Origin of the sequence: Aeromonas sp. CU5 (genome assembly GCF_002586745.1) — a bacterium.
Taxonomy (GTDB): domain Bacteria; phylum Pseudomonadota; class Gammaproteobacteria; order Enterobacterales; family Aeromonadaceae; genus Aeromonas; species Aeromonas sobria.
In genome coordinates, this window is record NZ_CP023817.1 from 282774 (window position 1) to 298093 (window position 15320).

Here is a 15320-nt window from a genome sequence, read left to right on the forward strand (position 1 = left end):
CACTATGATCTGATGCTATGAACAGGGAAATTCAACAAAGATTACTGTGGGTACGTTTCTACGAGGAAACCGGTAACTGGCAGTTAGCATTGCTAATCAACTTGCAACTCAACAGTTGATTTTTATTAAAATGAGAAAATTGCTTTCTCATCTAAGTTGCGAAGACGAACCTGATATTCAGGATGATGTAGTTGATTGCATATTAAAGCTAAAAATGGTTGTTGAGCACAATGGCTGTAAACTCAGCCTGTTTATACATATGCCAGATGGTACACATCATGGCGTCAAATTTTAATTAAAGAGCTTCATTGGTACGTCAATCGTAGTTCTCATCTACCAAATGAAATTAACGCCCCATGGCGATGCTTTTTCAAACAACCTCCGTGTGCAAGCGGATCTGATAGCGTGTATTGCGTCCGCCTCCAGGTAATTTCCCAATGCATCCCTTTTCCACCAATTCAACCAGATGGCGTGTAGAAGTAGCCTTGCTGACTCCAGCGACTTTTTGATATTGACTGGCGTTGATGCACTTTCCAAAACCCTGTTCGCCGCCATCCAATAAACGGTTAATAACCTTGATTTGCTCTGGTCTCAGACCGTCATGAGAGTGCCGCAACCAGAAATATGTCTTGGCAAGAGAACGAGCAATAACCTGTAATGCCAGTTCTAGGGTGTAATCCAGTGTGTCGAGAAACCAACTGATCCAGGAGGTAATATCCAGCGTGCCCCTCTGTGCTGACTCCAGTGCCCGATAGTAGTCAGCCCGCCGTTCTAGAATAGCAACTGACATGCCATACAAACGGACGCTTTGGCTGTCAGCCTGTGACAGCGCGCGATCGGTCAATGCCCGCGTGAGCCGCCCATTGCCATCATCAACAGGATGAAGGGTCACAAACCAGAAATGGCAGATCGCCGCACGAAGAAGGGGATCCATCGCGGGGTCATGCTGAGTCTGGTTAAACCAGAGGATGAACTCGGCCAATTGATCGTCAAGAGCTTCTCTGGGCGGTGCCTCAAAATGCACGGTGGGGCGATCAACACGTCCAGAGACAACCTGCATCGGCTCATCTCCTCGCAAATGTCCTACGTTCACTGGCTGCACCGACCATTCGTTGATGGGGAATAACCAACGATGCCATTGGTAAAGCCGCTCAATCGTTAACTGCTGTGTATGATTATCGATGGCGTCCAGCATCATGGCCGCGAGCCCTTCTGAGCGATCTGACACAGGATAAGACTGAGTTTGTGAAACCCCTAACCGCCTAGCTAGGGAAGAATGCACAGATTGAGCATTGAGGCGTTCACCTTCGATAGCGGAAGAAGCGATGATGTTCGCCAATAGCGTATCCAACGTTTGGTCGGAGTTCCCCAACTTGGAATGACTACCTATTAGAATTCCCAACTTGCGTTGAACATGCCGTAATCTGGGCAATATCTCGCTATCCTGCCAACGAAAATGGGGCCAGTCAGCTTGTTGCCAAATCCAAAATGGTTCCATTATTTCCTCATTCAACGTGCCAGGGTTTCAAAAATGAGCCGAACCCGCCCATCATTCAGCACAACAATTGAGCCGAATATAACACATGCAGCACACCATCAGAGCAAGTAATGAGGATGGAGATCCAGGCTGAAAATCTCAGACCTGAGCTAATGAAAAACTGGATTTATTGCGGCTGGAATTGTGGTGCAATCCTAAGTTGAACGAAGTCAGCCTAATTATAAAACTGAACTCGCTGGGTAGAGACGTCCATCAGATCACTCACATACGATCAGTTAGTAGATTGGCCCCTTGAATATCCAGACACTTCGCCCCTCTTAACTTAAGAGGTAGTCTTGGACCTATGTTCAGTACTAGTCGCAACGAGAAGATGGCCGAAGTGTTAACAGGAGCCGATCGCCGTCGACGCCGGACTCCGCAAGAAAAGATCACCATTGTGCAGCAGACCTTTGAGCCCGGTATGACCGTCTCTCATGTCGCTCGTTTGCACGACGTCAACGCCAACCAGCTTTTTCAAATGGCGTAAGCAATTCCAGGACGGGTCTCTCACGGCGATCACCGCCGGTGAGGATGTTGTTCCAGCCTCCGAGTTGGCTGCTGCCATCAAGCAGATCCGAGAGCTCCAGCGTCTGCTTGGGAAGAAGACCATGGAGAACGAGATCCTCAAAGAAGCCGTGGAGTATGGCCGAGCAAAAAAATGGATTGCGCATGCGCCCTTGTTGCCGGGGGACGACGATTAAGTGCTGTGAGCCAGGCCCTTAATGTATCGCGTGCGCAGCTATCCGTTCGTGTTCATCGAAAACCAGGTTGGCAAGATGGTCGTCATCATCGCCAGCATGATGATGCAGCCTTACTTGGCCGGATCATGGAGGCGATGGCTGAGCTTCCCTCCTATGGCTATCGCCGGGTCTGGGCGCTGTTACGGCGTCAGTCAGAGGCAACAAGACAGCCTGTAGTAAACGCTAAGCGGGGATATCGCGTCATGCGCGATCATGGCCTGCTGCTGGAAAGAAAACCGGCGGCACCATTGGCCCAGCAGGCACATAAGGGGCGTGTTGCCGTCAAAGAGAGCAATCGACGTTGGTGCTCGGATGGCTTTGAATTTCGCTGTGATAACGGTGAAAAACTACGTGTCACGTTCGCCATGGACTGCTGCGATAGGGAAGCGTTGGACTGGGCGGCCAGTACCGGGGGTTACGACAGTGACACGGTGCAAGATGTCATGCTGAGGTCTGTCGAACGTCGCTTCAGGGATTCGTTGCCTGCATCACCGGTGGAGTGGCTGACTGATAATGGCTCGGCGTATCGAGCCCATGAGACCCGCGCGTTTGCACGAGAGATCGGGTTGGAGCCCAGAACGACTGCGGTGAGAAGCCCACAGAGCAACGGTATAGCGGAGAGCTTCGTCAAGACGATGAAGCGAGACTATATCGAGATGATGCCGAAACCAGATAGCCGAACAGCGGTAGGTAATTTGGCCATCGCGTTTGAGCATTATAACGAGCACCACCCGCACAGCGCCTTAGGATACCGTTCACCCCGGGAATTTCTGCGCAGTCGGGTATCACAACCCTAAGCGGGAAAAAGTGTCTGGATCTATGGGGTCAAATCCAGTTAGTGTTAAATGTGAATTTAAATGAAAAAATGACTTGCACATCATTCCACATGACAGACGGAATGTAATTACATCCTTGATGTTGAAAGCATTCTTACCAATTCACCTAACGATTAAAGACCAAGTGTCGTAGATTATGGTGTTGGTGGATAACATCTGAATATATGTGATGACTCTCCGTTTTCAAATTTATTTATTGGTTTCGTAGGGGTCCTTGTGTTGAAGTGTTGTAAGGCACTGATGTTACGGTCTTTGACAGCTTTCGATCTCTATCACTAAACGACTTGGAATACTTAGATACTTAAGATGAATCTAATCTGTCCTGTGAGTCTCTAGTATTAGTTTAAGTGTCAGGTGTTCATTCAGTTGAGGAATATAATCATGATCTATAAGACGCAGACAAAAGAACAAGTTAAAGGAAAGGTTATGTTGACGTCAGGAGGGTATGTCTCCATTTCACATCTTCTTCCTGCTATTGAGATTCTTCAGTCGCATGCAGGAATGGGGCTTGATGAGGCCTTGTTGACTATTGGATGCTCTCGTAGTGAGTCGGAGTTGATAAAAAGTTATTTCAATAAGCAAAGTTAGGATTTATACCTAATTATAATTATTGTTGTGGGGAAACTATTATGCGTGAAGTTTATGTAATCGATGCAATGAGAACTGCGATTGGCTCATTTCGGGGGGGGTTGTCTGCAATTCCTGCGGTTAAGTTAGGAGCTGAAGTTATAAAAGCAATTTTAAAATCATCTAAAGCCCCGATAGAGGCTGTTGATGAGGTGATAATTGGTCAGGTTCTGTCATCAGGATGTGGTCAAAACCCTGCTAGACAAACTGCCATGTTATCTGGGCTGTCAGAATCAACTACGGCCATGACGATAAATAAAGTATGTGGGTCTGGGCTTAAATCTATCCAACTTGGATATCAAGCTATTCTATCAGGTGATGCTAATATCCTTATTGCGGGAGGACAGGAAAATATGAGCTTAGCTCCCCACTTACTACCTTATTCTCGGCAAGGGAAGAAAATGGGGGAATGGGGTCTAGTTGATAGCATGATCAAAGATGGGTTATGGGATGCCTTTAATGACTATCATATGGGAAATACTGCGGAAAATGTTGCTCACTTATACAATATAAGTAGAGAAGAGCAAGACATGTACGCATATCAATCTCAATTCAAAACATCAATAGCAATTGAACGTGGAACGTTTATAAATGAAATTGTTCCAATTGATGTTGGCGATAAAGATGGAAGTAAATTTTCTATAGACGAGTTTCCTCGTAAAAAAACATCATTGGTAAATTTGGGGAAGTTAAAGCCTGCTTTTCAAAGTGATGGCACTGTGACAGCAGGGAATTCTTCTGGTGTTAATGATGGTGCAGCTATGATCATGCTTGCTTCTGCTGAAGCTGTAAAGAAATACAATTTAATACCGATGGCAAAAATAGTTGCATTTGCGAGTGCTGGAGTATCACCTGATCTGATGGGAACAGGTCCAATTTATGCCTCAAAGAAAGTGTTGGATAAATCAGGATGGAGTATTGATTCACTTGATCTTGTAGAGTCAAACGAAGCTTTTGCGGCTCAAGCTATTGCGGTAAACAAGGAAATGAAATGGGATGTTAACAATGTAAATGTAAATGGAGGTGCAATTTCGTTAGGTCATCCTATTGGTGCCTCCGGAGCAAGGATTTTTGTTTCACTACTTCATGAAATGAGAAGAAGAAATGCAAAAAAAGGCCTTGCCACTTTATGTATTGGTGGTGGAATGGGGATAGCTGCCACAGTAGAAAAACTGTAAGCATTATTTTTCATATGATTTGGAGGGACTATGTTATTAAGCTCGCTAGAAAGTTTCGTTGAGATTGCTAAAAATAAATCAAAACTCAGGAAATTGAAGATTGCAGTAGCTGCGGCAGAAGACGAAACAACTTTATTTGCATTAAAGATGTTGTCAGACCAAGGTATTGCAGAACCAATTCTTGTGGGTGATCGTGATATTATAGTGTCATTGGCTGACAAGCTTGGTTATGATATAGATAGATATGAAGTTATTCATGAAAAAAATAAGGGTGAGGCATGTAAACAAGCTGTAGCTCTTGTAAAAGAAGGTCATGCCGATATGTTGACTCGAGGTTCTATAGGTACTCCTGAATATCTACGCCCTATTTTACATAGAGAAACAGGATTAAAAAAGGCAAAGATTGTTTCTCAAGCTGCATTTATTCAAATTGCTACATATCATAAAGTATTTGCATATACTGATTCAGGAATAAACATATCGCCTGATGTCAATGAAAAGGCACAAATGATTCAGCAATGTGTTGATGTATTTCATTCTCTTGGCGTGTCAAAGCCAAAGGTGGCAGTTATTGCAGCTACTGAGGGAGTAAAGACGGCCATGCCTTCTACAATTGATGCTGCTATTCTTACGCAGATGAATAGGCGTGACAGTATTAAAGGATGCCTTGTTGATGGTCCGTTATCTATAGATTTGGCGTTTAGTTCTGAATCGGTAAAACATAAAGGAATTACTACTGAGGTTGGTGGTGATGTTGATTTGATCTTATTGCCAGATATTAATTCAGCTAATGTTTTTTATAAAACAACAACATTCTTAGGTGGGGCAAAGGCTGCAAGCTTTATTATAGGAACAATTGCTCCTGTCGATTTCCCATCTCGCTCAGATTCTGTTGAAACTAAGTACTATGCAATTGCATGTGCACTTGCACAGTGTAATGTTTAAAAGGTGGCATATGAGAGTGCTAGCTGTTAATCCCGGTGGAATGTCTACCAAAATAGCTGTTTATGAAAATAAAAAACCCATTTTTTTAGAATCGATAAGTCACTCTTTCAGTGAGCTTGCTAGATTTGAATCTATTGCGGATCAAAAAGAATATAGGAAAAAATTAATTATTAATACTTTATCTAAGCATAATATAAAGCTGGATAGTATTTCTGGCTTTGTTGGGCGCGGAGGAATGGTACGTAACCTAGAAAGTGGTGTCTATCGTATCAATCAGGCATATTTAAATGATGCAATCATAGGGCTTAATGGTCAACATGCTTCAAATCTTGGTGGTATCCTTGCCTATGAAATTGCTAAAGAGAACGATGTTGGCAATGATGCATACATAGTAGATCCAGTAATGGTTGATGAATATGATGATATAGCTAAGCTTTCGGGGATGGCTGGTATTAGTCGAGTAAGGAGCTTTCACGCACTTAATCAGAAGGCGGTTGCTAGACGTTATGCCAGAGAAGCTGGTAAAGACTACCATAATATAAATTTAATTGTTGCTCATTTAGGTAGTGGAGTGAGTGTCGGTGCTCATAAGCATGGCCGTGTCATAGATGTAAACTCTGCTCTTGGTGGGGATGGGCCAATGAGTCCAGAAAGAGCTGGTGGTGTTCCTCCATTAGCATTAATCGATCTCTGTTTTAGTGGTAAATATAGTTATAAGGAAATGTATAAAAAATTAATTGGAGAGGGGGGCGTTTATAGTTACCTTGAAACCAAGGATATGCAAGAAGTTGAAGATATGGTCAGGAAGGGAGATGAAAATGCGAAATTAATAATGGAAGGCATGGCCTATCAAATTGCTAAAGAAATAGGAGCGTTATCTGCGGTACTGTATGGGAGTGTTGATGCAATAATACTTACAGGAAGCGTTGCTCACAGTGGGTTAATAACTGATTGGATAAGTAGTAGAGTAAGCTTTATTTGCAAAAATATAATGATATATCCTGGAGAAGATGAGATGCAAGCCCTTGTTGAAGGTGTTATTGATGCTCTAAATGGAGATAGAGAAATCTTAGAGTATTAAATACTTATAGCTGAGCTATGAATAGCTCAGCCTCATATCAAGGTAAATAAATGAAAAGCAATTCGTATAACAGTTATAGTTCATCACAAAGAAACCCCTTCGGAATGCCAGTACGTCAAGGAAACTCTGCTTATACTGAAGCTCCTCATCGATTTTTCAGACGAGAGTATTTTATTATTAGTTATGAGACTTGTCCTGATGCTATTGAGCGCTGCCTCCCTCCTGGGCTAAAAGTGAAGGAACCTATCGTAAATTACGAGTTTATGCGTATGCCAACTGCCAACGGATTTGGTGATTTTAATGAATCTGGACAGGTAATTCCTGTTTTTTATGAAGGTGTATCAGGAACTTATGTACATTCTATGTTCCTTGATAGCCATTCCCCGATTGCTGGAGGAAGAGAGATATGGGGATTTCCCAAAAAAATTGGTTCTCCTAAGCTTGAGCATGATGGCGATACTTTACTTGGAACACTAGAGTACGGGAAAGTTCGAGTGGCAACAGGTACTATGGGACTGAACTTTAATCAGATCACCACTGAATCTATAGCCAAAAAATTGAAGGAACCAAATTATTTAGTAAAGTCAATCCCTAGCGTTGATGGATCTCCTGCTATATGCCAACTAGTTCGTTACTATATGGAGAATATAGATGTTAAATGGGCATATAACGGACCTGCTGCGCTTGATATAGTTCCTCATGCTATGGCTCCTTTGCATGATTTACCTATAAAAAAAATTTTGGGGGGGACTCACTTTGTCGCTGATTTGACATTGCCTTATGGTGAAGTATTAATCGATTATCTTAAATAGCACATAGAGGTTTGATATTTTATTTATGTTGTAAATAAAATGTTTTTTAAATGTATTCCTTTGTTTTTAATTGTATTGTTTTTTTATTAAAGTTAGTGATTAAGTTCAAAGAAGCCATAATAAGGGATGCTATATGAATGAGAGCAATGTTTACCCGGTCAAATCCCATATTGGCGACCGCTCCCTGCTGGACAAGGCTGGCTACGAGGCCATGTATCAGGCCTCCATCGACAATCCCGACGCCTTCTGGGGAGAGCAGGGAAAAATCCTCGACTGGATGACACCCTATACCAAGGTCAAGAACACCTCCTACGATCCGGGCCATGTCTCCATCAAATGGTTTGAAGATGGCCAGCTCAACGTCTCGGCCAACTGTCTAGATCGCCATCTCGCCGAACGGGGTGACAAGGTGGCCATCATCTGGGAAGGGGACAACCCGGCCGAAGATCGCAAACTCACTTACCGCGAGCTGCACAGCGAAGTGTGCAAGTTTGCCAACGTCTTGAAAGCACAAGGGGTTCACCGCGGCGACGTGGTCTGTCTCTATATGCCCATGGTGCCCGAAGCCGCCATTGCCATGCTGGCCTGTACCCGCATCGGCGCGGTACACAGCATCGTATTCGGCGGTTTTTCGCCGGAAGCGCTGGCCGGTCGCATCATCGACTCCGGCTCGCGCATCGTCATCACCGCCGACGAGGGGCTGCGGGGCGGCCGTCCGGTGCCACTCAAGAAGAATGTGGATGAAGCGCTCACTAACCCGGATACCCAGGTTAACAAGGTGATCGTGCTCAAGCGCACCGGCGGCAATGTCGCCTGGCACAACCACCGCGACATCTGGTGGCACGAAGCGACTGCTGCCGTCAGCAGCGACTGCCCGCCCGAAGCGATGAACGCCGAAGATCCGCTTTTTATCCTCTACACCTCCGGCTCCACCGGCAAACCCAAAGGGGTGCTGCACACCACCGGCGGCTATCTGGTCTACGCCGCACTCACCTTCAAATATGTGTTCGACTACCACGAAGAGGATATCTACTGGTGTACCGCCGACGTCGGTTGGGTCACCGGTCACTCCTATCTGGTCTATGGGCCGCTCGCCAACGGTGCTACCACCATCATGTTCGAAGGGGTGCCCAACTACCCGGCCACCAACCGCATGAGTCAGGTGGTAGACAAGCACCAGGTCACCATCCTCTATACCGCCCCTACTGCCATCCGCGCCCTGATGGCCAAGGGCACCGAGGCCGTGACCGGCACCTCGCGCCAAAGCCTGCGCATCATGGGCTCGGTGGGCGAGCCCATCAACCCGGAAGCCTGGGAGTGGTACTACCGTACCATTGGTGACGAGCGCTGCCCCATCGTCGATACCTGGTGGCAGACCGAGACCGGCGGCATCCTGATTACGCCGCTGCCCGGCGTCACCGACCTGAAACCGGGTTCGGCCACCCGCCCCTTCTTCGGAGTGCAACCGGCGCTGGTGGACAACATGGGCGAACCGCTGGAGGGGACCACCGAGGGCAATCTGGTGATCACCGACTCCTGGCCGGGTCAGATGCGCACCGTATTTGGCGATCATGAGCGCTTCGAGCAGACCTACTTCTCCACCTTCCCCGGCCGCTACTTCACTGGCGACGGTGCCCGTCGCGATGCCGATGGCTACTACTGGATCACCGGTCGGGTGGATGATGTACTGAACGTCTCCGGCCATCGCATGGGGACCGCCGAAATTGAATCGGCGCTGGTGGCCCATCCCAAGATCGCCGAAGCGGCGGTGGTGGGGGTTCCTCACGAGATCAAGGGTCAGGGCATCTACGCCTATGTCACCCTGATCGCCGGGGAAGAACCGAGCCGCGAGCTGCACAAAGAGGTGAAAGAGTGGGTGCGCAAAGAGATTGGCGCCATCGCTACCCCGGATGTGATCTACTGGGCAGAGGGGCTACCGAAGACCCGCTCCGGCAAGATCATGCGTCGAATGTTACGCAAGGTCGCCACTGGTAAAACCGACAGCTTAGGAGATATCTCCACTTTGGCGAACCTAGATGTAATTGACAACCTTATCCTAAAGAACCTGAGGTGACTTGAATATGGGTACTATCCATCTCAATATCTTTCACAGTGATCTGTCTTAAATCGATGGGCTTGAGAGGCTTAATTGTCCAAATTAATGCAGGGTGGATGGAACTATCTGAGGTGGTGAACAGAACACTGCCACCTCTCCTTAATTCTGCATCATGGGCGTAGTGCTTCACGCGTCACCTGCTGGCTTCAATACTATAATGAATTGTAGTTCACTGACACAGTTCTCATAGGAGTAAAAATCCATGGTGTTTTTTACTTAATTCGCCGACACCACTCTATCGGATAAAGTTGATAGCCATTTTGCCATAAAAAATAACAAACTCTCGAACCCAATTACAGATTGGAGTTACAACTGAGTAAATTGAAACGATCTCTATGAATAGTACACAGCAAATCAGACTATTGGCTTGCAAAATCATCAGTTTCTCTGGCTTTGTTGATAACTACAAGAAACTTATCGGTACCGTTATCGAAAGACACCATTTCAACTGGCTGAAGGCACTACCATTCTGTGTATCTATCGCTATTTAGATGAATATGTGCACCGGGTATAAAATATAAAAATTGGTAATCCACCTCTCGGTAAGGCCCACGTAAAATTTATAAGGCTTACCTTCTTTTTATATCAAAATAATGGCACTCCGGTGGGATTATATTTGGTTTTCCCTACTGGCGTAGATTTTATTAAAATCTGTCATCTGAATAGTATAAATGTATTTGGCTCAATGGTGCAAACTGACCATTGAAATCTTATAGACTGCTCTGGAAATGACTTGCCGAATTGCGGCTGATTCTCAAATGATGCTCCACTAGGTTCTCCATGGTATTATCCATTTACGAGTATCTGAACCATTGTTTGCGTCCAAAACTGTTATTTGTTGATATGAGTGTTAAATTAATGTTTCACCATCTGGGGGCTAAGGTATTTAGAAGATATCTGATGCAATAGAAGATAATGTCCTTAGGTTAAAGTGTGATGTGTTCAAAGTGTTGATATTTTAAGAAAGGCTGGTGCTAGTCAAGTTCTCTGTTGTAATAAAGTGGTAAATCCTGATTTTATAGAGTGAGGCGATCTGTTATAGCGTGCATTGATGTGAGGTATACTTCAGTAGTATCGGTAATGTTATGAGATATTTTAGTGATTACTGTATTCTTGATATGTTTAGGTGAGTTGATTTTTTTATAAAAAGAGCTTTTATATCAACATCTTATGTTTTTGCTGGGGGTGCAGAAGAGAGAGGTAAGGTGTGTTTTTCACTTTTTTTCATGATTTTTCGTGCCTCTAGGTTGCCTGTCATGGTGGCTCTCTTTGGTTGGTTTTCACTTCCATTCGCCCCAATTCAGAATTTTTCACTTAGCTATCGTTTGAGTGCTCGCTATTATATGTCCCATAAGGATTGCAGTGCTGCGTCATGTAGGTCATGGGTGGTTTTGTTTTGTAGTGCCCTTTATCTTGAATGCGCACAGTGTACCTTATATTTGAGTGGCTAATTTATCTTAAAAAAGAGGAAGTATTTACATGAGTATCGTAAAAAAAGCGTTTGCAATTTCGGCCTTGTCTATTGCTGTGTTGGGTTTGAGCGCCAACGCCAATGCTACTGATGCATTTTCGACTAGCAAAGCGGATATCAATATTAATGTTGAGAAGCTTGATGTGCCGACTATGAATATTTCACTTGATGGCTCCCCCATGGATGTGATTTTTGACTTTGGTGCGAAAAAGTTTATCACCATTGGTGGCCAAAAACTAAATGTTGCCATGCATCATCCTGCTGGCTCGTTTTCACATTTCATGATGAATGTGGCTGATGTTTCTCCTAATGCTAATCATGCCCTTAAGAATGCCATTACTAACGATGAAGTTAAGTATGATCTTTATTTGAGTGATGCAGTTGGCAGCACAAGTAAATTCAAAGTCTATCACGGTGGTACAGTTAGCGCTCCTTTTGATGCATCAGGTTCAGGTGATGACGTGCTTAATGATGCAAGTGCCTTTTCTAATGCAGGTCTTTCAGAGTTCAATCCTATTTTAGGTGGCAGCACCACTGGTTCTGTCGATATTTTGGCAAGCACTTATGTTTCTCTAGAGTCTGAGGTTACTACAGTTGCTGATGGTGTCTTTGCTGATACTCCAAGCATTTATATTAAAGGTACGTGGGGTAGTAGCCTTCCTTAATATCCTGTTTAGTCTTGCTTAAGAAACTATGGAATGACAAAGGCGAAATTTATTTTGCCTTTGTCATTAAAGGAGTGGTTGTGTTTAGATTGCTATTATTGCCTTTTTTTATGGTTATTTCACTTGAGTGCTCAGCCATCACTTTGCGTGGTTTTTTTACTCCCTTTGTAAATAATGAGGCTGTCGTCTCGGTTGAGAACGAGACTGCGCGCCATGCTCTAGTCGTTGTCTCTGTGGCTGAGGTTGACTCCCCTACATCGGATAGACAAATCAATATGCAAGGGGGGGAGTTGCTTTTTACCCCTTCTAGGCAGGTGATAAGGAAGAAAGGCAAAGCTAACTTCAGGTTTATTTACAAAGGACCAGAAAACAGCAAGGAGCGGTATTTCAGGGTGATGTTTACTGAAACGTATGTCGACCGCTTGACGCGCAAATCGAAACAGGAAGGTGAAACTAACGGGAAGGTGACGCCCAATTTATCTATGGGCTATATTCTCACCTTGCCCCCCAGTAATGGATTTCAGCATTATTTGCTCAATCGTGATAGTGTGACCAATGTAGGTAATGTTTCATTTGTCTTTCGAGCATATGGAAAAGATAAAAAAGGTAAAGAGGCTTCAATAGTTATCCCTCTTTTGCCTCAGCAAACTGTTTCACTTAATAGATTTAATCCAAAAGAGGCAGTGGTCGGTTATGTTGATGGAACTAAACGTGATTCATTTACGCTTGCTGCCGAAGAGTAAATTATTCGTGAAATCTTTGCTTTCTTTTGGGGGTAGATTTCTATTAGGGTGTTTTTTTTCCTCACTTTCCTATGGTGCTGTCCCCAGCGATTTGATGCCGCAAACTAGCGGTGAAGATAGCTTGGCAATAGAAATTTCTGACGAGATATATGCGTTCTTGGCTCAAGGTATTGAGTTGCCAGTGCAATTTAAACTAATACATGCCGATATCGACGCTGAAACGTATGAGCCAAATGGTGTTGCTTTTATTAAGGCTTCTGGTGACGGTGTACTTTCTATCTCGGAATTTAACTTTGATAAGCAGTATCAGAAAACACTGTCTGATGAACTACTAGCATTGTTGAGCAAGGACGCCTTAGTGTTGGGTCGTGATGGACGCGCTGAAATTGGAAATGGTACCAATGTGAGGCTCGACCTCGCTGAAATGACCATCATAATGGATATCGACTCTTCTGACTTAGGGGGCATTCAGAGCACGTCGCCTGTTGCCAAGCCGGCATCTGAAGAACAGGCATTCAGTATGCTAACTAATTATAATATTAATGCATATTCTTCAGGTGCAACACTTAATAGTCTTTCAGATTACAACATATCAACCTCATTTAATAATGTTGTGTCATATGAGGAAAGCCACATTAGATTTTCCAATTTCGCTGCACTGTCCTCCGACAATGAAGTCACTCATGAGCTGGATTCTTTGGTGTTTGCTCGTGATTATGATGGGTTGCGCACTGAAGTGGGTATGGACACCAATGCTCCACAACGTGTTGGCACTGTCAGTAACTTTTCTGTTGATAGGTTGTATTACGCATCAATTACCAATGCTGCTGATTCTATTTTGACCAAAAATGGGTCAGCATCACTTATTCCTTTAATTGTCTCTATGCCTGCGACAGGTGAAGTTCGTGTTTATAAAAATGACCGATTGATTCATATTGCGACACTTAATATTGGCCGTCATACATTAGACACGACATCCTTCCCCTCTGGTGTTTATGAGGTAAAGGTGGAGACAGTCATTGCCGGGCAAGTTCGTGATACTAAAACATACCGTGTCAACAAGCCTGCCAATGGGCATGGTGGAGCCCAATGGGTATGGCAGCTGTGGGCTGGCGATGCCGAACATGAACAGCTCAATGCACAAAATGAGAATGTCAGTGACTACAGCGACGCAAAAGAGGGCTCATCTGAAGAGCGCGCCGCGGTTGGTGGGGTAAACTTATCCTCCACATTTGGTGAAGTGACGTGGGATGCGAACTTATATCGCAATCCAACCTCTTGGGTCGCCGAAGTCGGTAGTGGTTGGCAGGCAACAGACTGGCTGTCATTTGATGGGCAGTGGATGAAAAGTGCCCAAGGGGGCCATCGTGCACTGTACCAAGTCAATATCTCACCCGAATGGGGACCCACTCTGACGATTACTTCCGAACGAGGTCAAGATGATGAAGATGAATATCAACAGACACGTTCATATGGTGTTGACCAAGCGCAATTAAGCGTGCCTTTACCCGAGCAGATCCCCGGTGGTTCGCTGAACTTGGGGTATAATATTGATCGCGAGTATGACGAGCACTCTTGGAATATCGACTATACCCAGAGCTTGTTCGATTATGACTTATTTTCATTATCTCTTGATACTGGACTGGATCGCACATTGGGTGAGGAAGCAACAACAAACTACTATGTCAGTTTGAATGCCTCGCTTGCCATGGGCGGTGCGGTTGATATCGGTATGTCTGAGCAAAACGGTACCAAGACGGCCTCGTTTTCAGCCGGGATGGGATTAGATGGATTTTTTAATTATGTCTCTATTGATGCGCAAGGCGAACTGGCTGATGAACACATTGAATCACCTTCAACCTCACTGCGTACTAGCTATGAGAATGGTTACGTGAGTGGCTCCGCTTCTATTGGCTTGTCTCAGGATAATGTGAGCTTGTCGAACTCATCATCTGGGACGTTAGCGTTTAATAGCGATGGCATTGCTCCTGGGGTGGGGGGGGGCGAATCAGGTTTTATGGTGGTCATGCCAAATTATATCGAAGATAAAGAGCTTGAATTTATGGTTGATGGTACTCCTACGCCACTACATGCAGGTGCTAACTTCGTGGCTGCTCAACCATATATCGAGCATGATGTCACCGTTCAAGTCACTAATGATGCGCAAGCATCCTATGATGTGTTGACTGAAGATGAGCTTTTCACCCTGTATCCAGGCAATGTCTCTACTATCAAACCGGTGGTAAAGCAGATGGTGACAGTATTTGGACGATTGGTAGATGAATCTGGCACTGCGATCGCGAATGCATCAATCAAAAATCACATTGGTGAGACAGTGACCGATGCACAAGGCGCCTTTTCTATCGATGTGGACGCATCAATTCCAGAGGTGGAAGTTGACTCATCCCAAACTGGTACATTTAAGGTCGCGATGGCTATTCCTGCTGCTTCTGGTGGCGTTGTGCGACTTAAAGACCTTGTGTGGTCACCACATAAATCCGATGTCTACCTTATTAACCCATTACTTTAATGCACATTACCTGAGAGTCATCATGTCGATACTAAAACA

General features: G+C 44.8%; 10 protein-coding genes and 1 pseudogene. 10 read left to right on the forward strand and 1 reads right to left on the reverse strand.

The window, feature by feature from the left end:
* Window positions 1–370 precede the first annotated feature (370 nt).
* Window positions 371–1498: a Fic family protein gene (locus CK911_RS01305; RefSeq protein ID WP_098968719.1), complete on the reverse strand. Its 1128-nt coding sequence runs from the start codon at window positions 1496–1498 to the stop codon at window positions 371–373.
* A 370-nt stretch (window positions 1499–1868) separates the two neighbouring features.
* Here CK911_RS01305 and CK911_RS01310 point away from each other — a divergent pair.
* From CK911_RS01310 to CK911_RS01355, 10 genes and pseudogenes are all read left to right on the forward strand, one after another.
* Window positions 1869–3074, forward strand: a pseudogene (locus CK911_RS01310) (IS3 family transposase).
* Window positions 3075–3494: 420 nt separating this feature from the next.
* Window positions 3495–3701: a hypothetical protein gene (locus CK911_RS01315; RefSeq protein WP_098968720.1), complete on the forward strand. Its 207-nt coding sequence runs from the start codon at window positions 3495–3497 to the stop codon at window positions 3699–3701.
* Between the two features lie 41 nt (window positions 3702–3742).
* Window positions 3743–4918, forward strand: a complete 1176-nt coding sequence (locus CK911_RS01320) for an acetyl-CoA C-acetyltransferase (RefSeq protein ID WP_098968721.1) — start codon at window positions 3743–3745, stop codon at window positions 4916–4918.
* 30 nt (window positions 4919–4948) lie between these two features.
* Window positions 4949–5863 carry a phosphate acyltransferase gene (locus tag CK911_RS01325; RefSeq protein ID WP_098968722.1) on the forward strand — a complete coding sequence of 305 codons (915 nt, stop codon included), beginning with the start codon at window positions 4949–4951 and terminating at the stop codon, window positions 5861–5863.
* A 10-nt stretch (window positions 5864–5873) separates the two neighbouring features.
* Window positions 5874–6944 (forward strand): butyrate kinase, encoded by a 1071-nt coding sequence (buk, locus tag CK911_RS01330; RefSeq protein WP_098968723.1) that lies wholly within the window; start codon window positions 5874–5876, stop codon window positions 6942–6944.
* A gap of 50 nt (window positions 6945–6994) precedes the next feature.
* Window positions 6995–7756: an acetoacetate decarboxylase gene (locus tag CK911_RS01335; RefSeq protein ID WP_098968724.1), complete on the forward strand. Its 762-nt coding sequence runs from the start codon at window positions 6995–6997 to the stop codon at window positions 7754–7756.
* 133 nt (window positions 7757–7889) lie between these two features.
* Window positions 7890–9830 (forward strand): acetate--CoA ligase, encoded by a 1941-nt coding sequence (gene acs, locus CK911_RS01340; protein ID WP_098968725.1) that lies wholly within the window; start codon window positions 7890–7892, stop codon window positions 9828–9830.
* A gap of 1521 nt (window positions 9831–11351) precedes the next feature.
* Window positions 11352–12008 carry a hypothetical protein gene (locus CK911_RS01345; RefSeq protein ID WP_098968726.1) on the forward strand — a complete coding sequence of 219 codons (657 nt, stop codon included), beginning with the start codon at window positions 11352–11354 and terminating at the stop codon, window positions 12006–12008.
* 80 nt (window positions 12009–12088) lie between these two features.
* Window positions 12089–12751 carry a hypothetical protein gene (locus CK911_RS01350; RefSeq protein ID WP_098968727.1) on the forward strand — a complete coding sequence of 221 codons (663 nt, stop codon included), beginning with the start codon at window positions 12089–12091 and terminating at the stop codon, window positions 12749–12751.
* Entirely contained in the window at window positions 12702–15281 is a 2580-nt protein-coding gene (locus tag CK911_RS01355; protein ID WP_098968728.1) for a CS1-pili formation C-terminal domain-containing protein, read from the forward strand. The genes CK911_RS01350 and CK911_RS01355 overlap by 50 nt, the downstream gene beginning before the upstream one ends.
* Window positions 15282–15320 lie beyond the last annotated feature (39 nt).

Coding starts and splice junctions, on each gene's coding strand:
- CK911_RS01305 (WP_098968719.1), bottom strand. CDS start 1,498: ATGGAACCATTTTGGATTTGGCAACAAGCTGACTGGCCCCATTTTCGT.
- CK911_RS01315 (WP_098968720.1), top strand. CDS start 3,495: ATGATCTATAAGACGCAGACAAAAGAACAAGTTAAAGGAAAGGTTATG.
- CK911_RS01320 (WP_098968721.1), top strand. CDS start 3,743: ATGCGTGAAGTTTATGTAATCGATGCAATGAGAACTGCGATTGGCTCA.
- CK911_RS01325 (WP_098968722.1), top strand. CDS start 4,949: ATGTTATTAAGCTCGCTAGAAAGTTTCGTTGAGATTGCTAAAAATAAA.
- buk (WP_098968723.1), top strand. CDS start 5,874: ATGAGAGTGCTAGCTGTTAATCCCGGTGGAATGTCTACCAAAATAGCT.
- CK911_RS01335 (WP_098968724.1), top strand. CDS start 6,995: ATGAAAAGCAATTCGTATAACAGTTATAGTTCATCACAAAGAAACCCC.
- acs (WP_098968725.1), top strand. CDS start 7,890: ATGAATGAGAGCAATGTTTACCCGGTCAAATCCCATATTGGCGACCGC.
- CK911_RS01345 (WP_098968726.1), top strand. CDS start 11,352: ATGAGTATCGTAAAAAAAGCGTTTGCAATTTCGGCCTTGTCTATTGCT.
- CK911_RS01355 (WP_098968728.1), top strand. CDS start 12,702: ATGTTGATGGAACTAAACGTGATTCATTTACGCTTGCTGCCGAAGAGT.